Source organism: uncultured Gordonia sp., from assembly GCF_937858515.1.
In the GTDB taxonomy this organism is placed as follows: Bacteria; Actinomycetota; Actinomycetes; order Mycobacteriales; family Mycobacteriaceae; genus Gordonia.
In genome coordinates, this window is the sequence record NZ_CALLZT010000087.1 from 1 (window position 1) to 20,715 (window position 20,715).

The 20,715-nt window shown below is 66.5% G+C and carries 18 protein-coding genes and 1 pseudogene; 16 read left to right on the forward strand and 3 right to left on the reverse strand.

What is annotated here, in order from left to right:
* The first annotated feature begins 392 nt into the window (after window positions 1-392).
* From folE to lysS, 12 genes and pseudogenes are all read left to right on the forward strand, one after another.
* Window positions 393-1,019 carry a GTP cyclohydrolase I FolE gene (gene folE, locus Q0627_RS07700; RefSeq protein WP_291015707.1) on the forward strand — a complete coding sequence of 209 codons (627 nt, stop codon included), beginning with the start codon at window positions 393-395 and terminating at the stop codon, window positions 1,017-1,019.
* A 46-nt stretch (window positions 1,020-1,065) separates the two neighbouring features.
* On the forward strand, window positions 1,066-2,073 hold the full coding sequence (gene folP / locus Q0627_RS07705; RefSeq protein WP_298808836.1) for a dihydropteroate synthase: 1,008 nt from the start codon (window positions 1,066-1,068) through the stop codon (window positions 2,071-2,073).
* On the forward strand, window positions 2,070-2,468 hold the full coding sequence (gene folB, locus Q0627_RS07710; RefSeq protein WP_291015709.1) for a dihydroneopterin aldolase: 399 nt from the start codon (window positions 2,070-2,072) through the stop codon (window positions 2,466-2,468). The genes folP and folB overlap by 4 nt, the downstream gene beginning before the upstream one ends.
* Window positions 2,468-3,004 (forward strand): 2-amino-4-hydroxy-6-hydroxymethyldihydropteridine diphosphokinase, encoded by a 537-nt coding sequence (gene folK, locus Q0627_RS07715; protein ID WP_291015710.1) that lies wholly within the window; start codon window positions 2,468-2,470, stop codon window positions 3,002-3,004. Before folB ends, folK begins: the two co-directional genes overlap by 1 nt.
* Entirely contained in the window at window positions 3,001-3,528 is a 528-nt protein-coding gene (locus tag Q0627_RS07720) for a DUF3180 domain-containing protein (RefSeq protein WP_291015711.1), read from the forward strand. The genes folK and Q0627_RS07720 overlap by 4 nt, the downstream gene beginning before the upstream one ends.
* A 72-nt stretch (window positions 3,529-3,600) precedes the next feature.
* Window positions 3,601-4,227: pseudogene (locus Q0627_RS07725) on the forward strand (DUF6779 domain-containing protein); the annotation flags it as partial.
* Between the two features lie 1,219 nt (window positions 4,228-5,446).
* Entirely contained in the window at window positions 5,447-6,445 is a 999-nt protein-coding gene (locus Q0627_RS07730; protein ID WP_298808865.1) for a Rossmann-like and DUF2520 domain-containing protein, read from the forward strand.
* On the forward strand, window positions 6,442-7,356 hold the full coding sequence (gene panC, locus Q0627_RS07735) for a pantoate--beta-alanine ligase (RefSeq protein ID WP_298808837.1): 915 nt from the start codon (window positions 6,442-6,444) through the stop codon (window positions 7,354-7,356). Before Q0627_RS07730 ends, panC begins: the two co-directional genes overlap by 4 nt.
* A gap of 36 nt (window positions 7,357-7,392) precedes the next feature.
* Entirely contained in the window at window positions 7,393-7,815 is a 423-nt protein-coding gene (gene panD / locus Q0627_RS07740; protein ID WP_291014655.1) for an aspartate 1-decarboxylase, read from the forward strand.
* A gap of 262 nt (window positions 7,816-8,077) precedes the next feature.
* The gene (locus Q0627_RS07745; RefSeq protein ID WP_291014658.1) at window positions 8,078-8,881 is read left to right on the forward strand and encodes a type III pantothenate kinase; all 804 of its coding nucleotides are present in this window, start codon (window positions 8,078-8,080) and stop codon (window positions 8,879-8,881) included.
* 209 nt (window positions 8,882-9,090) lie between these two features.
* Window positions 9,091-9,504: a rhodanese-like domain-containing protein gene (locus Q0627_RS07750; RefSeq protein ID WP_298808838.1), complete on the forward strand. Its 414-nt coding sequence runs from the start codon at window positions 9,091-9,093 to the stop codon at window positions 9,502-9,504.
* Window positions 9,505-9,822: 318 nt separating this feature from the next.
* Window positions 9,823-11,367, forward strand: coding sequence for a lysine--tRNA ligase (gene lysS, locus Q0627_RS07755; protein ID WP_298808839.1), 1,545 nt, complete (start codon window positions 9,823-9,825; stop codon window positions 11,365-11,367).
* An 88-nt stretch (window positions 11,368-11,455) separates the two neighbouring features.
* On the opposite strand, the gene Q0627_RS07760 is transcribed toward lysS, so the two are convergent.
* Window positions 11,456-12,274 carry an LppX_LprAFG lipoprotein gene (locus tag Q0627_RS07760; protein WP_291012082.1) on the reverse strand — a complete coding sequence of 273 codons (819 nt, stop codon included), beginning with the start codon at window positions 12,272-12,274 and terminating at the stop codon, window positions 11,456-11,458.
* A 453-nt stretch (window positions 12,275-12,727) separates the two neighbouring features.
* On the opposite strand from Q0627_RS07760, the gene Q0627_RS07765 reads away from it, so the two are divergent.
* The 3 genes from Q0627_RS07765 to Q0627_RS07775 all read left to right on the forward strand — a co-directional run bounded on the left by Q0627_RS07765 (window position 12,728) and on the right by Q0627_RS07775 (window position 17,405).
* Entirely contained in the window at window positions 12,728-14,155 is a 1,428-nt protein-coding gene (locus tag Q0627_RS07765) for a cytochrome b5 domain-containing protein (RefSeq protein ID WP_291012090.1), read from the forward strand.
* Window positions 14,156-14,254: 99 nt separating this feature from the next.
* Window positions 14,255-15,460, forward strand: a complete 1,206-nt coding sequence (locus tag Q0627_RS07770) for a type III polyketide synthase (protein ID WP_291012084.1) — start codon at window positions 14,255-14,257, stop codon at window positions 15,458-15,460.
* Window positions 15,461-15,464: 4 nt separating this feature from the next.
* Entirely contained in the window at window positions 15,465-17,405 is a 1,941-nt protein-coding gene (locus tag Q0627_RS07775) for an ATP-binding cassette domain-containing protein (protein ID WP_298808841.1), read from the forward strand.
* A gap of 170 nt (window positions 17,406-17,575) precedes the next feature.
* Here the strand turns inward: Q0627_RS07775 and Q0627_RS07780 are convergent, their stop codons facing one another.
* A complete protein-coding gene (locus Q0627_RS07780) occupies window positions 17,576-18,427 on the reverse strand; it encodes a helix-turn-helix transcriptional regulator (protein ID WP_298808843.1) in 852 nt (283 codons plus the stop codon).
* A gap of 68 nt (window positions 18,428-18,495) precedes the next feature.
* On the opposite strand from Q0627_RS07780, the gene Q0627_RS07785 reads away from it, so the two are divergent.
* Window positions 18,496-19,089, forward strand: a complete 594-nt coding sequence (locus Q0627_RS07785; RefSeq protein ID WP_298808845.1) for a glyoxalase/bleomycin resistance/extradiol dioxygenase family protein — start codon at window positions 18,496-18,498, stop codon at window positions 19,087-19,089.
* Window positions 19,090-19,126: 37 nt separating this feature from the next.
* Here Q0627_RS07785 and Q0627_RS07790 read toward each other — a convergent pair whose 3' ends face one another.
* The gene (locus Q0627_RS07790) at window positions 19,127-20,698 is read right to left on the reverse strand and encodes a FadD3 family acyl-CoA ligase (RefSeq protein WP_298808847.1); all 1,572 of its coding nucleotides are present in this window, start codon (window positions 20,696-20,698) and stop codon (window positions 19,127-19,129) included.
* Window positions 20,699-20,715: the final 17 nt, after the last annotated feature.

The window sequence follows — 20,715 nt, forward strand, 5'->3', positions numbered from 1 at the left end:
GTTCACCCCAAAACGGTTCACCCCAAAACGGTTCACCCCAAAACGGTTCACCCCAGAACGGTGCCCCCGGTCACGACCAGTCCCAGGGCTGGCAGGGCGGCAACGGCTACAACGGTCACGGCACCAACGGTTCCGGCCACCAGCAGTAGCGCGTCGTGCACTCGGGTCACCGGACCCTTCGAGACGCGGTCGGCTCGCAAGCTCGCGCGACGCCCTCAGGGATCAAGATGTGTGGTCCGGCCAAATCCCTCTTGATTCCTGGGGCCGAAGCGACATAGGGGTGACCGAATCTTCTTGATCCCTGAGGCCGAAGCGACGAAGGAGCGAGGGTCACGAAGGGTCCGGTGACACTCCACGCCTGACCCAACCACCCCAAACCTTAGGATCGACTCATGACGACGATCGATGACAGCGAGCAGGTGGCCGACACACAGTCAGGCGGCGTCGCCCGGCGCCCCTTCGACTTCGCCCGCGCCGAGGCCGCGGTGCGCGAGTTGCTGCTGGCGATCGGGGAAGATCCGGACCGCGAGGGGTTGCGCCGCACCCCGGCTCGTGTCGCCAAGGCCTATGAGGAGGTGTTCGCCGGGCTGTACACCGATCCGAGTGAGGTCCTGGCGACCACCTTCGACGAGGATCACGACGAACTGGTGCTGGTCAAGGACATCCCGATGTACTCCACCTGCGAACATCACCTGGTCTCGTTCCATGGGGTGGCCCACGTCGGCTACATCCCCGGTGAGTCCGGCCAGGTGACGGGCCTGTCCAAGCTGGCCCGGCTGGTCGATCTGTACGCCAAACGCCCACAGGTGCAGGAGCGGCTGACCAGCCAGATCGCCGACGCCATCGTCTCCCGGCTCAACCCGCGCGGGGTGATCGTGGTGATCGAGGCCGAGCATCTATGTATGGCGATGCGCGGTATCCGTAAGCCCGGTGCCACCACGACGACGTCGGCGGTGCGCGGTCTGTTCAAGACCAGCGCGGTCTCCCGCGGCGAAGCGCTGGATCTGATCTCCCGCTGACGTGCCGGTCCCCGCACCTTTCGCATCGGTACCGAGAACCCGGGTCATGGGGGTTCTCAACGTCACCGCCGACTCGTTCTCCGACGGCGGCTGCTATCTCGACGTCGATGCAGCGGTGGCGCACGGACGTGAACTGCTCGCTCAGGGCGCCGACATCGTCGACGTCGGCGGCGAATCCACGCGGCCGGGAGCGGTCCGCGTCGACCCGGAGATCGAGGCCGCGCGGGTGGCGCCGGTGATCGCCGGCCTACGGGCGCACATCGACGCGACTCCGGCGCTTGCCGGTACCGCGATCTCCGTGGACACGATGCGTGCGCGGGTCGCCGAGGCGGCGATCGCCGCCGGGGCGACCATCGTCAACGACGTCTCGGGCGGGCGGGCGGACCGGGCGATGGTGAAGGTACTCGCGGATGCGGGCATTCCCTGGATCCTGATGCACTGGCGTCCGTTGGAGTCCGCCGCCGACGACCACCGCGACCTGTTCACCCATTCCCTCGACGACATCGGCGGCTATCGTGACGTGGTGGCCGAGGTGAGCGGTGAACTGCTGGCCCAGGTTGACGCGGCGATGTCCGGCGGGGTCGATCCGGCCAGGATCATTCTCGATCCGGGACTGGGTTTCGCCAAAGCGCCCGAACACAATTGGGCCCTGTTACACGCGTTGCCCACGTTGGTCGGGCTCGGTTTTCCGGTGCTCATCGGCGCCTCGCGCAAGCGCTTTCTCGGATCGCTGTTGGCCGCCGGCGGTACCGACAGACCGCCCGCGGGGCGTGAGGTGGCCACGGCCGCGATCTCGGCGCTGGCGGCGGCGGGCGGCGCATGGGGGGTGCGGGTCCATGACGTGCGCTCGAGCAGGGATGCGGTGTCGGTCGCGGCCGCGTGGACGGCGGGTGGGCGGCGCGGCCTGGTCGACAGCCTGCCGTCGGACGAGAACACGCCGGACGCGAACCGAGTGGTCGAAAACACAGCCGTCGAAAACACAGCTATCAAGAACACAATGGTCGAAAACACAGTGGCCGAGAACATGGGCGGACAGGAGAACGTGGCGACATGACCGACCGGATCGAGTTGAGGGGCCTGGTGGTCCGCGGCCATCACGGCGTTTTCGACCACGAGAAGCGCGACGGTCAGGACTTCATTGTCGACGTCGTGCTGTGGCTGGACCTGCGTGCCGCCGCGGTGTCGGACGACCTGGCCGACACCGTCGACTACGGGGCGCTGGCACAGCTTGCGCACGACATCGTGGCCGGGCAACCGCGCGATCTGATCGAGACGGTCAGCGCCGAGGTGGCCGAGGCGGTGATGGCCGACCAGCGGATCACCGCCTGCGAGGTGACGGTGCACAAGCCGTCGGCGCCGATCCCGCTCACCTTCGGTGATGTCGCGGTGGTGGCCCGGCGCTCACGCAAGTCGCTTGGTTCGGCGAAACCCGGCACGGGACGCCCCTGATGAGCCGTGCGGTGCTGTCGGCGGGCTCCAACATGGGCGACACCGTGGCGCACCTGTCGGCGGTGGTGCGGGCGGTGGCCGACGAGCTCGTCGCAGTGTCCGGTGTGTACGCGACGCCGCCGTGGGGCGGGGTGGAGCAGGCCGACTTCCACAACATCACCTTGATCGTCGACGGTTCGCGCGACGCGTCGGGCTGGCTCGAGGTGTGTCGCGGATTGGAGCGCAGCGCCGACAGGGTTCGCGATATCCGTTGGGGACCAAGAACTTTGGATGTCGATGTGATCACCGTCGACGACGCCGGTCCGGTGCGCTCCGATGATCCGGAGCTAACCCTGCCGCATCCGCGGGCCGCCGAGCGCGCCTTCGTCCTGGTGCCGTGGCACGAGATCGAACCGGACGCCCGGCTGTGGACGTCCGCCGGTGAACGCTCGATTGCCGATCTGATCGCGGAACTGCCCGCCGATGAGGTGGCCGAAGTGGTCAGTGTGCTGCCGGGCGCAGCCGGCCCGCGGAGCTTGCCGGACTGGGTCCGATGACCGCGCCGAAGCGGCCCGTGGGTGACGGGCCGGAGCCGACGATCGGGCCCACCAAGATGCGTGACCTGGCCGCGATCGCCGCGTTCGCGACTGTCGCGTCGTGGATTCTGGTCCGCTACAACTATGGTGACCTGCCGCCGCTGCCATTGCTGGCGGGGCTGGTGTTCTATGTGCTCGCCGTCATCGAGGTGGTGGTGGCATTCGTCGTCCGGGCCCGCGTGGCCGATCGCGACGTGGGCCGGGCGCATGGTCAGCTGCACCCGTTGCTCGCCGCACGGGTAGTCGCGCTGGCCAAGGCCTCGGCGTTGCTCGGGGCCATCGGAACAGGTGTGTGGGCGGGCGTGCTCGCCTACCTGTGGCGGCACACCGAACTCGCCGCAGCCCGGAGTGACACTCCGGCGGCGGTGATCGGGCTGATCGGTGGCGTACTGCTGGTCGCGGCGGCGCTCTGGCTCGAATACTGTTGCCGGGCACCGGATGACCCGACCGACGAGGCTGCGGGCGGGCACCCCGATGCGGTCTAATCGGGCCACCGAATCGTGGCGCTCCGCGCCGGTTGACCGATCAGGATGGCCGCAGCGGGTAAATTCAGCGTCATGACGACCTCCAACGGCCGTTCGGGCGAAGGTATACGGGCGCAGCGATCGGCAGGCCAGTGGCTCATCGGTCTGCTGATCGTATTGGCCTTGGCCGCCAGTGTGTTGATGGTGATCAACGACGACATGTCGCTCGCCGGTTCTCTCGCGGTGATTGCCGCGCTTTGGGCCGCGGTGATCGCCGCGATTCTGGTGACCAAGTTCCGCAGGCAGGCAGAAGGCGCCGAGGCCAAGAGCCGTGACCTGCGTCTGGTGTACGAGCTTCAACTCGAACGTGAGATCGCGGCCCGCCGCCAGTACGAACTCGACGTCGAGTCGACCATCCGCCGCGAGGTCGCCGACGAGGCCAACCATGAGCTGATCGACCTCAAACACCAGATAGCGTCGCTGCGGGCGAGCCTGGAGGTGCTGCTGGGCGGGCCGCTGCCCGATCAGGGCATCGCGCTGCCCAACGAGCGGGTACGGCAGCTCGGTTCGGGACGCATGGCCGACGATCTGCTGGCGTCCCAGGACTTCGCGGCGACCGTACCGTCGTGGCAAGATTCCCGGCCGAGTACCGCCAACGCACATCCGGAGGAGATGACCGAGGTGATCCCGGTCGTCGCCGAGGAGGAACCGCAGTCCGGAGGATTCTCCGGCACCGGCTATCCGGCATTCGGGCAATCCGGCTCGGATGTGACCGGTGACCGGCCGGCCTATTCCGCCGGCGGATACCCGCGTGAGTTCACTCCGGCAGCGAACGCTCACCAGAGCTACGGCAGGCAGGAGTTCCCGACACCGGCCGCCGTTGCTGAACAGCCGGCGTCACAGGACTGGGGCGCCTACGTCGCCAGCCGTGTTGCACCGGGTCGGCCCGCCGACGTTGCACCGGGTCGGCCCGCCGACGTTGCATCGGGTCGGCCCGCCGACGTTGTGTCCGGCAGGCCGGACGATCTTGAGTCGACGACGATCTTCAACCGGCGTGACTTCGACGAGGACGGGCCGTATCCCAACGATCCGGCCGCGACCACACAGCTCACGCAGGTCGAGACCGGGCGCGACTTCGATGATCTCGGCGAGTACGCACCACGCCAGGAACCCGAGTCTTTCAGTGGCGAATCCGTTGACGAGGCCGAATCCGTTGACGACGCCGAATTCGTCGAAGACGGGGCGTTCGGCGACGGCGTGGAGCTCCTCGACGAGGACGTCCATTGCGGTGAGCCGGGCGTCGACTACGAGACGACCGGCGAACCGGACGAGTCCGGCGCTGCGGAGGAGCCGGGGACCGACGACGGCGACTTCGGCAACGACGACGCGTTCGGCGACGATTACGATACCGGGACGGAGGAACCGGTCCCGGCGGAGATCGTTTCCGACGTGGACGTGATCGCGGATGCCGAGACTGTCGACGAGCAGAGCACCGTCGGCGAGGCGGCCGCTGAGGACACCTGGTCGGACGACGAATGGGCAACTGACGAATCAGCCGAAGATCAGCCCGGGTATCACGGAAGTCATGAGGCGTCCACCGATCTCGAGGGCTTCTCGCCGGGACGCCGGCGTCGGCGCCGCGACGAGAGCGGCGAGAACGCACACACCGGTGGGATGCCGGTGTCCGAACTGCTCAGGCAGCTGCGCGGCGAGCAGTAGCCCGGTCGAAGACCCCTATCTCGTGATCTCGTGAGGCCTGTCACACCTGACTGGTCCTGCCGATGGTTGGCGCCTACTCTTGGCGTGCAACGTCCGGTACCCGCGGAGCGGGACTGGAACGACATCGTGGAGGACATCGGTGACCTCACCATTGGGTGGTGGCGATTTTGAGCTGCCCGACGTACCCGGGCCGGACACACCTGGGCCGGACGTATTCGGGCTGGGAGCGTCCGAGCCCGGAACATCCGGCGTTCGTGGGTATTCGGGAAATGAGTACCTTCCGGGCGTCTCCAACCTTCCCGCACCGGCGCGGCTGAGCGTCGGCATCATCTCCGCGGGCCGCGTGGGCACGGCGCTCGGCGAGGCACTGGAGAAGGCCGGTCACGTAGTCGCCGGGGTGGTCGCCCGATCGTCGCTGTCCCGTGCGCGTGCCGCTGGCCGGCTGCCCGAGTCCCCGATCCTGGACGTCGACGCAGTGGTCGCCCGTAGCGAGCTCATCATTGTCAGCGTCCCCGATGCCGAGCTGGCCGCGGTGATCTCGCAGGTCGCGGCATCTCCGGGGCTGCGACCGAGCACGCTGGTCGCGCACACCGCCGGCGCGCACGGCATCGGCATCCTCGACCCGATCGCGGCGCGCGGTGCGCTGCCGCTGGCCCTGCATCCGGCGATGACGTTCGTCGGTTCGACCGACGACACCACGCGTCTGGCACGGGCCTGCTTCGGCATCACCGCCGCCGACCCCATCGGCGATGCGATCGGCGCGTCGCTGGTGATGGAGATGGGTGGCGAACCGGTGCGCATCCCCGAGGATCACCGCACCCTGTATCACGCGGCGCTCGCGCACGGCGCGAACCACCTGATCGCCCTGATCAGCGATGCTGTCGCCGTGCTCAACGCGGCGATTGAAGGTGATGCCGGCGATACCGGGGCGGCCAATGCCACGGTCGACGGCGATGCGACCCGGCTTGCCGAGCGGATCCTCGCGCCGCTGGTCACCGCATCGCTGAGCAATGTGCTGGAACTGGGGCCGTCGGCACTGACCGGACCGGTCGCCCGGGGTGATGCCGCCGCGGTCACAGCGCACCTGCGCGCGCTGCGCGCCATCCCCGGCGGCGACGGTCCGCACGGCATCGCCGACGCCTACCGGACCCTCGCCCGCCGTGCCGCCGACCAGTCGGGAGCGCCGGCCACCCTCATCGACGTGCTGGAGGAATCATGACCGCATCAACGGCCGACGCCGGCCAGGCCCTGTTCACGCCGGGTGAGCTGACGGTGCACCGCGATCCCGCCGGCCTGCGCCGGGTCAGCAACGCGCTGCGTGCCGCGGGCAAGCGGGTGGCGCTGGTACCGACGATGGGTGCGCTGCACGCCGGGCACCTCGAACTGGTGCGGGCGGCCAAGGCCAAGGGCAATACCGTCGTCATCGTGTCGATCTTCGTGAACCCGCTGCAGTTCGGGGCCGGTGAGGATCTCGACGCCTACCCGCGCACTTTCGAGGCCGACTGCGAGTTGCTGCGCCCGCTCGGGGTGGAGCTGGTGTTCGCGCCGACGGTCGCCGGAATGTACCCGAACGGGCAGCGCACCATGATCCATCCGGGGCCGGCCGGTGCGATCCTCGACGGCATCTCGCGGCCCACGCATTTCGCCGGCATGCTGACCGTCGTCAACAAGCTGCTCTCGATCGCCAATCCGAACGCCGCCTACTTCGGCGAGAAGGACTATCAGCAGCTCGTGCTGATCAAGCAGATGGCCGACGACCTCAACCTGGGTGTCGAGATCGTGGGCGTGCCAACGGTCCGCGAGTCCGACGGTCTGGCCATGTCCTCTCGCAACCGCTATCTCGACGACGCGCAGCGCCAACTTGCCACCACCCTGTCGGCGGCGCTGGTGGCCGGTGCGCACGTCGCCGCGCAGGGCCGCGATGCGATCCTGGCAACAGCCCGTGCCGTCGTCGAATCCCACCCCGACATCGCGGTCGAATACATCGAGTTGCGAGGCCGCATGCTCGAAGAAGCACCCGAGGCCGGTGACGGCCGGCTGCTCATCGCCGCCCGGATCGGCTCGGCCCGGCTCATCGACAACGTCGGGGTCGCCATCGGCACGGGTTTCGACGGCCGCGAACAATCCTGAGTCCTACTACATATCGCACCACTGAGGGGAAAACTGATGCTCCGCACCATGATGACCGCAAAGATCCACCGCGCCAAGGTGACTCAGGCCGACCTGCACTATGTCGGGTCGGTCACCATCGACTCCGATCTGCTCGACGCGGCCGGACTGCTCGAAGGCGAACAGGTCACGATCGTCGACATCGACAACGGCGCCCGCCTGGAAACCTATGCGATCGCCGGCGAGCCGGGCTCCGGTGTCATCGGGATCAACGGCGCCGCAGCACATCTGGTGCACCCCGGCGACCTGGTGATCATCATCGCCTACGGCATCCTCAACGAGCAGGAGATCGCCGAGTACTCACCGAACGTGGTGTTCGTCGACGAGCACAACCGCATTCTGCTGGAGGGCCACGACCCCGCCCACGCCCCCGAAGGTTCGGGCCTGCTCGACCCCCGCGTCGTCCTCGCCGACGCCTGACCCGGAAATGGCCCACCGAAGTTCGGGTACCCTTCTTGATCCCTGAGCCGATGCCGTTGAAGTGGGGTACGCATCTTGATCCCTGAGCCGATGCCGTTGATGTGGGGTACGCATCTTGATCCCTGAGCCGATGCCGTTGGTGTGGGGTACGCATCTTGATCCCTGAGGCCGAAGCGACGAAGGAGCGAGGGTCTCGAAGGGTCCGGCGACGTACCCACCTGACCGAGCCACAACCCCGACCGCGCCACAGGAAGGCCGTCCCATGCTGCTGACCGTCGAGATCGGCAACACCACCATCCATCTCGGTACGTTCGCCGGCTCCGGCGACCACGCCAGGCTGGTGCGGGACTGGCGGCTGCACACCCGCCAGCAGGCCACCGCCGACGAACTCGCCCTGCTGTTCCGGGGCCTGCTCGGCGCGGACATCGAGCAGATCACCGGCGTGGCCGCGCTCTCGACGGTGCCGTCGCTGCTGCGGGAGATGCGCGAGATGCTGCCGAAGTATTACCCGTCGGCCCATCACCTGCTGCTCGAACCCGGCGTGCGCACCGGTGTCCCGCTGCTGGTGGACAACCCGAAGGAGGTCGGCACCGACCGCGTCGCCAATTGTCTTGCCGCATATGCCAACTACGGCGGACCATGCATCGTCGTCGCTTGTGGCACGGCCACGGTCGTCGACGCGGTCTCGGTCAAGGGTGAGTTCCTCGGCGGTGCCATCGCCCCCGGCATCAACCTGGGTGTCGACGCCCTCAGCGAGCACACGGTGACCGTGCGCCGGGTGGAGCTGATGCCGCCGCGCGGGGTGCTCGGCAAGAACACCGTCGAGGCGCTGCAATCGGGCATTATCTACGGTTTCGCGGGCCAGATCGACGGCCTCGTCGAGCGGATCTGCGACACTGTCCCCGGCTTCGATTCCGACGACCTCACCGTGGTGGCCACCGGCTCGCTGGCACCGCTGATCTACGAGGAATGCGCCGCGTTCACCGACCACCACCCCTATCTCACCCTCGACGGCTTGCGTCGCGTCCACGAACGTTCCCGCAAGGACCCCCGCGCCCGCCGCTGACCTTTTACGTCGCTGCTGGTTGACGCCAAAGTGGTTAACGTCACGGTGGGCCGATCGAATGACGAGGGTGGACGTCGTTTGCCGGATCTGGCAGACTGCTCGACATGATCAAGAGCTGTCAGGAGTGTTGTCGGGGCTGAGTCCGCATCTGCGGCTGCCCCTCTTCGGCGACCCTCCCACCTCTTTCGATCATTCCAAGGATTCCTGCCATGACTGCGGTCCTCTCCACCGTTCGTGTTTCCACAACGTCCGATCTGCGCATCTCCGTCCTCGTCTCCGAGTATGCGGCCCTCACCTCCGCCGGCGTGATCGCCGTCGACATGCGCAGCCAGCACCAGCGCGATGCGCAGGGTGTGCTACCCGGCGCGCTTGCCATCGACGCCGCCGACGTCCTCACCAGACTCACCCCCGGCACCCGCGAATCGCTGCGCGTGGCCGCACCCGATGCCCGCTGGGTCCTGATCAGCGACGATGGCCACGACGCCGAATGGCTCGCCTGGCACCTGCAGGCCCGCGGCATCGCCGGCGCCACATTTCTGGTCGGCGGATTCGCCGCCCTGCACCGCGCCCGCGTCACCGCCCCCCTTGCCAAGGCCGAACTCGCCACCATCTCCGCCCACTGAAAATCCCGAGGCCCGCCCAAACATCTTGATCCCTGAGACCGAAGCGCCCGTCGATTGTGATCCCTGAGGCCGAAGCACCCGACGATCTTGATCCCTGAGGCCGAAGCGGCCAACCTTCTTGATCTGAGGAAGAAGCGGCCAACCTTCTTGATCTGAGGCCGAAGCGGCCAACCTTCTTGATCCCTGAGGCCGAAGTGACGCAGGAGCGAGGGTCACGAAGGGTCCGGCGACCCGAGCGCATGACCGGATCACCTCGAACCACGGCCACCGACATATCGAGTTGGAGCACATTCCCCCTGCCCGATAGGGTTTTGACTCGTGAGCCAGACCCCGAACACCGCAGCAGCCGCGCCGTCGACGGAGGGCGCCGACGACGCCCCCGAGCAGATCCGCATCCGGCGTGGCAAGCGTGAGCGGATTCTCGCCGAGGGCCGACAGGCGTACCCGGTCGAACTGGACCGCACCCACAGCCTCGCGCAGATCCGCGCCGCCTACCCCGACCTCGAAGCCGGCACCGAGACCGGCGATGTGGCCGGCGTCGCCGGACGCGTCATCTTCCTGCGCAACAAGGGCAAACTGTGTTTCGCCACCCTGCAGGACGGCGACGGCACCCAACTGCAGGCGATGATCAGCTTCAACGGGGTGGGCGAGGAATCGCTGGCCCGATGGAAGGCCGACGTCGACCTCGGCGACATCGTGTTCGTGCACGGTCAGGTGATCAGTTCACGTACCGGGGAGCTGTCGGTGATGGCCGACGACTGGGCGATGGCGTCCAAGTCCCTGCGGCCGCTTCCGGTGGCGCACAAGGACATGAACGAGGAGACCCGCGTCCGGCAGCGCTACGTCGACCTGATCATGCGGCCCGAGGCCCGGCAGATCGCCCGCACCCGCATCGCGGTGATGACCGAGCTGCGGGCGGCGCTTGCCCGGCGCGGCTTCCTCGAGGTCGAGACGCCGATGCTGCAGACCCTGCACGGCGGTGCGGCCGCGCGCCCGTTCGTCACCCACTCCAATGCCTTCGACATGGACCTGTTCCTGCGTATCGCGCCGGAGCTGTTCCTCAAGCGGTGCGTGGTCGGCGGCATCGACAAGGTCTTCGAGATCAACCGCAACTTCCGCAACGAGGGGGCCGACTCGACGCATTCGCCGGAGTTCGCGATGCTCGAAACCTACGAGGCGTACGGCACCTACGACACCGCGGCGGTGATGATCCGCGAGCTGGTGCAGGAGGTGTCGCAGGGCGCGATGGGCACCCTCACCCCGGTGATGCCGGACGGTACCGAATACGACCTGTCGGGGGAGTGGACGTCGCTGGAGATGTATCCGTCGCTGTCGCAGGCTCTGGGCGAGCAGATTGTGCCCGCTGGTGCCGACGACTCGACGACGGTCGAGCAGTTGCTCACGATCGCCGCGAAGGTGGGCCTGGAAGTGCCCAAGGACAAGGGCTACGGCCATGGCAAGCTGGTCGAGGAACTGTGGGAACACGTGGTGGGCGCCAAGCTCAGCGAGCCGGTGTTCATCCGCGATTTCCCGGTGGAGACCTCACCGCTGGTGCGCTCGCATCGCAGCGTCCCCGGCGTCGTCGAGAAGTGGGATCTGTACGTCCGCGGTTTCGAGCTGGCCACCGGCTACTCCGAACTCGTCGACCCGGTGATCCAGCGCGAACGATTCGTCGATCAGGCGCGCCTGGCGGCGGCCGGGGACGACGAGGCGATGGTCCTTGACGAGGAGTTTCTGGCAGCGATGGAGTACGGCATGCCGCCGACGGCCGGCACCGGCATGGGCATCGACCGCCTGTTGATGGCCCTGACCGGCCTCGGTATCCGCGAAACGATCCTGTTCCCCCTGGTCAAACCCCGCTAGGACATACCCCGATAGGGTTCCGCAGCAAAACGCATGATGTCCGCGAACCCCGTCGGGGTGCGCGGACATCATGCGGTTCGTGGGCGTACTAGGGCGCCTCGATATTGACGTCCTTCTGCCAGTCGGAGGTGGTGAGGTTGATCTCGCCGGTGTCGACCTTGATGTTCACCTTCACCAGGTTGTACGGCGCCTTGCTGTCGATGTACAGCGTGACCGGGATCGCGCCGGAGAATTTGCCGTCGCCCTGCGTCGGGAAGATCACGTCGAGGACCGAGGCGTCGATCGTGCCGGTCACCTTCTGAGCCTCGACACCGTTTACGGTTTCGGTGCCCGCCGACTTGAAGTCCTTGAGGCTTTCGATCAGCTTGGCCAGGCCGCGTTCGCGGTCGAGGATGATCGCCGGATCGTAGACCTTGGACGCCTCGCCGATCGAGGTGTATTCGGTCTCGCCGTCCTTCTTGATGTACAGCTGCCCGTCGGCGACGATGAACGAGACCGCGGTGTCGTCGTTGCCGATACGGAAGGTGCCCTCGCCCTGGGCTTTGGGTGCCGGGTTGCTGGTGAGGTCGCCCTTGACCTGCCGGACGGGCAGGCCCATGACCTTGTCGTCGACCTTGAGCTCGATATGTACCGACTGCATGAGCCGGGTCGTCTGCGCACTCTGCTTGACCAGTGCGGCGGCGTCGCTGGTCGATACCGTGGGCTGTTCGGACCGGGAGGTCTCGACCATCGACGGGGCACTCGCGGCGCCCGTCGATGTGCCGCCTTTGTCGTCATCATCATCGGACGAGCAGCCGGCGACGAGTGCCACGACTGCGACGGCGCCTACCGCAGCCGACAGCAGTGCACGAGTCCGCTTGTGCGGATGCCCCGCGGGGCGTGGGAATTGCGTGAGTTGTGTTTTCATGTCGCCGTACTCTAATCAGACACGCCGCTGGTTGCAGGATTTCGTGAAAATCGTCGTTCATTTGCCGTACTTATATCCCCAGATGATGCGCTCGCCTTGATGGCACGTCATGCTGAGCTTACCAATAGCAGAAGCGGCGAACCGTGAAAGCGCGGGGGCTTTCGTGGCATAGGTGCCAGAATCAACGGTGCCGATCAGTTCGACAGAAGGAAAGCGAGGTCAGCGATGGCCAACACGGAAAGTGGCACGGACGTGCAGACTGCGGTGGTGGCGAATCGTGCGCCCGGGCAAGGCGGTATGACCGCTGAGCAGGCGTCCACGCACGAGGCCCGGTCGGGCACGCCCGACGCGCCCGCCACGGATACGTCGTCCCCCGGTGACGACGACCGTCGGCCCCCCGGTTCGCAGGGCCCGGCAAGTATTGAGGGGAGCGAAGTACTTCGCCATCCCGATATGGGCCGGCTGCCGGGTGTCGAAGGAGGTCCGCAGCTCGCCGACGTGTGGGTATACAAGGGCCGCGCCTACGACTTGAGTGACTGGATCTCCAAACATCCCGGCGGTGAGTTCTTCATCGGCCGCAGCAAGAATCGTGACATAACCTCGATCATCGGCTCTTATCATGCCAATGTTGAAGCGGTGGAACGGATGTTGGAGAAGTACGCACTCGGCCGCGACGCGGTGATCGAGGATGTGCACCCCAAGAACAACGCCCCCGATTTCCTGTTCACCGATCGTTTCGACAGCTGGCGCGATACCCCCAAGTACGACTTCGGCCGCCGTACCGATCTGCTGCACGCGATCAAGAAGCGCTTGCGCGGCAAGGATATTCAGTCCCATCTCAAGAAGCTCGACCGCTGGTTCAACATCGTGGCCGCGGTCCTGTTCCTGGCCTATTTCGCGGTCCAGGGGCTGCGACTGTACGACACGTCGTGGATGCCGTTGCCCGCGTTCGTGATTGCAATGGTGATCCTGCGCAGCTCGCTCGCCGGGTTCGGCCACTACGCCATTCACCGCGCGCAGAAGGGTGCCACCAAGGTCTTGGTGAACGCGTTCGACATGAACTATGTGGCGCTCTCGTTCGTCACGGCCGACGGTCACGCGCTGCTGCACCATCCGCACACGCAGAGCGAAGTCGATATCAAGAAGAACGTGTTCACCTTCATGATGGACCTTCCTCGCTGGTATCGAATTCCGATTCACACGATCCACAAATTCGGACATGCCGTCACGGGGATGACCTTCAGGCTGATCGACGTCTGCAAGCTCACACGAAAAGTCGGTATTTCACAGATGTACGGCTCCCGAAGGGGTGGACTACCGCACTTCTTCGGAGCTTTCGGGATGCGCCTGCTGTTGCTCGCGGAGTTGATCGCCTTCATCATCGCCGGCGACTTCTGGGCGTGGCTGCTGCAGTTCGTCGCGACGATGTGGCTGAGTACTTTCCTCGTCGTCGCCAGCCACGACTTCGAGATGGACGCCGACGAGCTCGAGGTCGACACCGACGACTGGGCGATCAACCAGCTCGAGCAGGCCTACGATCTCAAGATCACCGGCATCCGCTACGTCGACTGCTTCCTGTCCGCGGGTCTGAGCTCCCACCGCGTGCACCATGTGCTGCCGTATCAGCGCAGCGGATTCGCCAACATCTGGTGCGAGGACATCGTCGCCGAGGAGGCCGCCAAGTTCGGCGTCGAATGGCTGCCCGCCAAGTCCTTCATCGCCGACCGGTTCCCCAAGCAGGTCGTCACCTACCTCGGTGCCCGCTCACGCACCGCGCAGGAGAACGACTGGGGCTTCTTCCGCGAACACTTCTCGCCGACGATGCTCAAGACCTGCGCCGACTACACCATCAAGGGCTTTACGGGCGTCGGCACCGTCTGACAGCCCGAGTCCAGCTCCCACATCTCATTTCGCCCCATATCCAGTTTCGGTTGAGTGCAACGCACCCCGCCGGTCCCATCCACCCCAGGAGTCACCGCCATGACCATCGACAACATCGTTTCCAGCGATCAGAGCCGGCGCTCGCCCGGGCATCCGGTGCGGCGGACCCGTAAACGGACCGTCGAGGCCCTGCCGCCCGCCCCGTCCACTGCGGTCGCCGTCATCGAGGGCATCGCCACCGGCGCGCCGGAGCGGGTGTTCGACCAGGAGGCCGCGGCCCGCGACGTCGTGTCGATGTTCGACGGAGACGAGAACCGGGAGCGGATCGCCCGCATCTACCGCAAGACCAAGATCACCACCCGGCACCTCGCGATCAACCCGCTCGACCCCGAGTTCGCCGAGTTCTCCAAGCGTCCGGCCACGATCCGCGAGCGGATGAACCTGTACATGGAGCTGGCCGCACCGCTGGCCATCGACGTCGCCCGCCGGGCCACGGCCGGAGTGAGCATCGACGACATCGGGCTCCTGGTGTTCGTCACCAGCACCGGATTCATCGCCCCGGGTGTCGACGTCGCGGTCCTGCGGGCCCTGGATCTTCCGGTCACCACCAACCGGATGGTGGTCAACTTCATGGGCTGCGCGGCGGCCATGAACGGCATCCGCTCGGCATCGGACTACGTGCGGGCACATCCTGATCGCAAGGCGCTGGTGATCTGCCTCGAACTCAGCTCGGTCAACGCGGTGTTCAGCGAGGATCCGTTCGCGATCATCACCCACAGCCTGTTCGGTGACGGCTGTGGCGCCGTCGTCATCGGTGCGGGCGGTGTGGGCAAAGCACAGCCCGCCGGCACGGTCGTGGTCCGCGAAAGCTTCAGTCACCTGTTCGACGACGCGGAGGACGGTATCGTGCTCGGCGTCAACGACGACGGCATCACCTGCGAATTGTCGCCGGAACTGCCCGACTACATCGTGCGCGGTGTCGATCCGGTGATCGTGGACATGCTGGCCCGCAACGGTCTCGGCAAGTCCGACATCGACCTGTGGGCGGTGCATCCGGGCGGTCCCAAGATCCTCGACTCGTCGCTCGAATCACTCGGTCTGCCCGCCGACAGCACCGGCCCGAGCTGGGACGTGCTCGCCGAATACGGAAACATGCTCAGCGTCTCCCTGATCTTCGTGCTCGAACGCATGATCGCGCAAGCCGTGTCGGCCGAACCGGATCGGGCGATCTCGACGGGTGTGGCCTTCTCCTTCGCCCCGGGCGTCACGCTCGAAGGCATGTTGTTCGACATCGTGGGGCGGTAGGACGATGGCGCTGCTGCGTTTTCTGGTGTCGGTGTCCTGGCGGGGTATCGCCTTCGCCGTCGTCGCCGGCCTGATCGGCGGCGCCGCGAACGCCTTCCTGGTCACCCAGATCAATTCCGTAATCTCACCCAAGCCCGATGTGCACGGCAACTGGGTCACCTTCGCGATGACCGCCGGGGTCGTACTGATCACCGGCCTCGCCTCGCAGGTCATTCTGACCAAGCTCGCTCAGGACGCCATCTACCGGCTGCGGGCCTCGCTCGGCTCGGGTGCGATCGCCGCCCCGCTCGAACATCTCGAACGCCTCGGCGCACACCGGCTGATGGCCACGCTCACCGAGGACGTGCGCACCCTGTCGCAGGCGGTGGCGGCGATCCCGAGCGTCTGCATCGACGTCGCGACCATCGTCGGCTGCCTCACCTATCTGGCGATCATCTCACCCACCATCTTCGCGGTGCAGGTGGCTGCCACGCTGCTGTCGATCCTGTGCGTCGAACTGCTCGCCACCCGGGTCCGGGAACTGTACCGGCAGGCCCGCGAGACCGACGACGAACTGCTGCGCTCGTTCGGTTCGGTCACCCATGGCATCAAAGAACTCAAGATGCACCGCGACCGCCGCACCGACTTCATGAACCGGCATCTGCTGGGCGCGGCACAAGATCTGCGTGACAAGAACGTCACGGCCGGCGTGCGGTTCTCCTACGCGCAGGGCCTCGGTCAGCTCACCCAGCTCGCGACGATGGCGCTGATCCTGTTCGGCCTCGCCGCCGCGATGAAGCTGCCGCTGGAACAGATGATCGGCTACGTGCTGGTCACCACATTCCTGTCGATGCCGATGCAGAACATCATGCACCGCATCCCGGATCTGCTGCGCGGCGATGTCGCGCTCAAGAAGATCCGACTGATGGAACTGTCGATGGAAACCCCGCACGACGAGACCACGCTCGGCGGCGCCGATCGCCTGCCCGTGTCCGCGGCCCGGATCGAACTGGCCGACGTCCACTACTCCTACCTCGGTGACCAACTGCCGACCGCCCCGATGGGCCCGCCGCCCGGTCCCCTCGACGGTCCGGATCAGGGGAAAGATGTTCCGGCGCACGGTGCTCCGGCGCCAGGACCGGGCGAACCGGCGCAATCGGGTCTGGGACATCCGCGGCCCGGACATGACCGGCCGGGACATGACGTCATGGGATCTGAGGGTGCTGGCCGACCGGACTTCGGACCGGACGGTCGCGGACACAGGGACAGGGGGCCCGCCCCGATGGGACCGGACGGCCGCGGCCTGCCGCACGTGGGGCATCCGGGGATGCCGTCGGCACCGGGACCCCGCGAACGAGCCGGCTTCCACCTCGGGCCGATGAACCTGGTGCTGCAACCCGGCGAGGTGACGTTTATCGTCGGCGGTAACGGTAGCGGCAAATCGACACTGGCCAAACTGCTTTCGGGCCTGTACATGCCGCAGGCCGGCACCCTGTCGCTCAACGGTGAACCGATCGGCCACCACAACATCGAATGGTTCCGGCACACCACGTCGGCGATCTTCACCGACTTCCACCTGTTCGAGGACTTCTTCGGCTACCTGCGGCCCGGCATCGACGACGAGGTCAACCGGCTGCTGCACCAACTGCAGATCGCCCACAAGGTGACCGTCCAGGACGGCAAGCTGTCATCGATCGCCCTCTCCCAGGGACAACGCAAGCGCCTCGCCCTGGTTACCGCCCTCCTCGAGGACCGGCCGGTGTACCTGTTCGACGAATGGGCCGCCGACCAGGAACCCCAGTTCCGCGAGACCTTCTACCACGAGATCCTCGACGACCTGCGCCGCCGCGGAAAGACGGTCATCGTCATCACCCACGACGACCGCTACTTCCACCTCGCCGACCAACTCGTCAAACTCGAATTCGGCCACCAGGAGTCGTTCGTAGACGCCCTCCCCCCATCGTGACCAGACATCTTTGATCCCTGAGGCCGAAGCGACGATGGCGCGGGGTTCCGAATGTGGTCGTGACCAATCGTCTTGATCCCTGAGGCCGAAGCGACGATGGAGCGGGGTTCCGAATGTGGTCGTGACCAATCGTCTTGATCCCTGAGGCCGAAGCGACGAAGTCGCGAGGGTCACGAAGGGTCCGGTGACCTTTCGCCACCTGACGCATCCACTTCCGAACTGACCCCCCGCTGATCCCGCTGATCCCGCCGGTACGCGGTGGGCGACATCCCAAGCGTCCGAGTGAAATCGGAGGTGAAATGCGCCTGATCGGCATACCCGAGGTCGGCGGCCACGTCGCCGACGGCGGTGTCGGGTTCGGCGCGCAACCGGGCCGCTCCCTCCTGCAACCGGTATCGCCGGATGATCGCCAGCGGCGACAGCCCGACATACCGATCGGCGACCCGCTGCAAGGTCCGCACCGACACCGCGAGACGCTCGGCGAGATCGTCGACCCGCAGGACCGACCGGTCCCCGGAGACCACGTCCTCCATCGTATTGGCAAGCAGTGCAGTCTCATCCGGTTCCAGAAGGTGCTCTCGAAGCCACCGGCAGTAGTGTTCGACGGCCAGGTCCTGCCCGGCGACATTGCCGGGGTCAGTCATCGCCGCCCGGATACTCTCGTACAACCCGGGCGCCTCGAACCCGATCTCGATATCACGAATCTCTTTGGGGGCCTGGTGGATACCGGCGAGCCCGGCGGGTCGCAGCAACGTTCCGACCGCCCAGCCATGACCGTGCAGGTCCCGATACGAGGCGCTGGTCGTCGGCCCGGACAGGACGGTCCCGTCGTGCTGCACCACCAGATTCGACGCCGGGAACGGCAGCAGATTCTGCCGGGACGTCCGCCCGGGTGCCAGCCGCCAGACCGGGATCCAGAACCACCGGACCACGTCGGTGAGGTCGTCGGGGGCGGGCACCCGCCGGAACGTCGGCAGCCGCGTCGGGTACAGCAACCCCCGTGAGTCTCCGGTATCAGTCACCGATACTCACCCGCGATCTGTCGTAAATCTTCAAGCCTTCGCATATGTCGACAGAATACGGTTGCGCCATGACTCAAGCAGACGAAAACATCACCGGCGTCACCGGCGCCCACACCACCGACGGACTGCCACACGGCGTGACCAGCCTGACCCCGTTCATCGCAATCAGAGGAGCGGCCGAGGCAATCGAGTTCTACCAGAACGTCTTCGGTGCCAGGCTGATCGACAAGACCGAGTTCGGCGGCGTGATCGTGCACGCCGACATCGACTTCGGCACCGGACACCTGCAACTCGGCGAACCTAACGAGGAGTACGGCCTGATCCCCGCGCCCGCGGGCGCCGGGAGCGGAGCGAGCGGGCCCCATGGTGCGGGCGCCGGGAGCGGAGCGAGCGGGCCCCATGGTGCGGGCGCCGGGAGCGGGCCTGATGCCGACTGCTATTCGCTCGGGCTGTACCGGCCGAATGTCGATGAGGTGGTCGCCAAGGCCGTCGAGGCCGGTGCCACCGTCCGCGAGGCCCCCGCCACCTTCGTCTCCGGCGACCGCTTCGCCTCCATCCGCGACCCGTTCGGTGTGCGCTGGTCGGTGATGACCCGCGTCGAGGACCTGTCGGAGGAGGAATCCGCCCGCCGAGTAGCCGATTGGGCCGCCACCCAGCAGTAGTTACTCGGCACACCAACCGGCGCGGGGTTCTGTTCGACTACGACAGTTCGCGTTTGAGGATCTTGCCCGACGCGTTGCGGGGGAACGTATCGATGATCTGCACCGAGCGCGGCACCTTGAAGTTGGCCAGATACTCACGGCAGTAGGCGATTACGGTGTCCTCCTCGACGACTGCGTCCGCACGCACGGTCAGGAACGCCTTGCCGACTTCTCCGAGCCGTTCGTCAGGCATGCCGATGACGGCGGATTCGGTGACGCCGTCGATCCGGGCGAGGACCTGCTCCACCTCGGCGGGGTACACATTGAAGCCGCCGCAGATATACATGTCCTTGAGCCGGTCGGTGATTTTGAGGTTGCCGCGGTCGTCGATGGTGCCGATGTCGCCGGTGTGCAGGAAGCCGTCGGCGTCGATGGTGGCTGCGGTGGCGTCGGGATCGTCGAGGTAGCCGACCATCACCATGTCGCCGCGGGCGAGCACCTCACCCTGTTCCGACAACGCGATCTCCATGCCTGCGAATGCGCGTCCACAGGTGTTGGCGACGGTGACGGCGTCGTCGTCGGCGGTGCAGGTGGAGACGAACCCGGAGCATTCGGTGAGCCCGTACGCGGTGATGACGGTGTCGACGCCCAGTTCGGCGGCGATCCGGTCGATGAGCACCACCGGGACGATCGCCGCTCCGGTCACCACCAGCCGCAGTGAGCTCAGGTCGTGTCCGGTGCGGTCGGGGTCGTCGAGGATGGTCTGGAAGACGGTGGGGGCACCCGGGAACACGGTGGCCCGCCGTCGGGATGCCAATTCCATTGCGGCGGTGGGGGAGTACACGGCCAGCGGCAGCATGGTGACACCGAACAGCACGCAGGGCAGAATGCCGGCCTTGTAACCGAAGGTGTGGAAGTACGGATTGACCATCAGGTAGCGGTCGTCGGAGTTCAGTCTGCCGTTGGCTCCCCAGGCGTGCGATCCGGCGAGGGTCTGACGATGAGTTGCCATGACGCCCTTGGACTTTCCAGTGGTACCCGAGGTGAACATGATGTCCGAGAGGTCGTCGGGGCTCACCCCATCGGCACGTCGCTCGGCTTCGGCCGCCGATTCGTCGGTACCGCGATCCAGGAATTCCGTCCAGCCGACAGCGCCTCCGGGAATCGCGGATTTGCTCAGCGGAACGTGAATAACATGCTGCGGCAGGCTGTCTCGATGCTTGTCCAGAAGCTCCCCGCAGTGATCGGCGCCGAGGAACTCGCCGGATACGACGACGGCCGCCGCTGCGGAGCGTTCGATGATCTCGACGGCCTCACCCGCGGTGTACCGGGTGTTGAGGGGAACCAGCACCGCTCCCGCGTAGTGCGTGCCGAGGGCCGCCACCGGCCAGTGATGACTGTTGGGCGCCCAGATGGCCACCTTGTCGCCCGCGCCGATACCTGAGGCGACCAGGGCGGCGGCAAAGGTGTGGACGGCCTCGTGGAGTTCGGCCCAACTCAGGGCTACGTCCGCACCCCACTGGCCGTCGACGATTGCGGTGCCGCCAGGCCAATTCCGCGCCGCCCGGCGCAATACCGCCGGGGTGGTCCTCGGGTAGTCGGTTGAGGTGGATTCGGCGGCACTCGACATGCAGCCAACCTAGCACT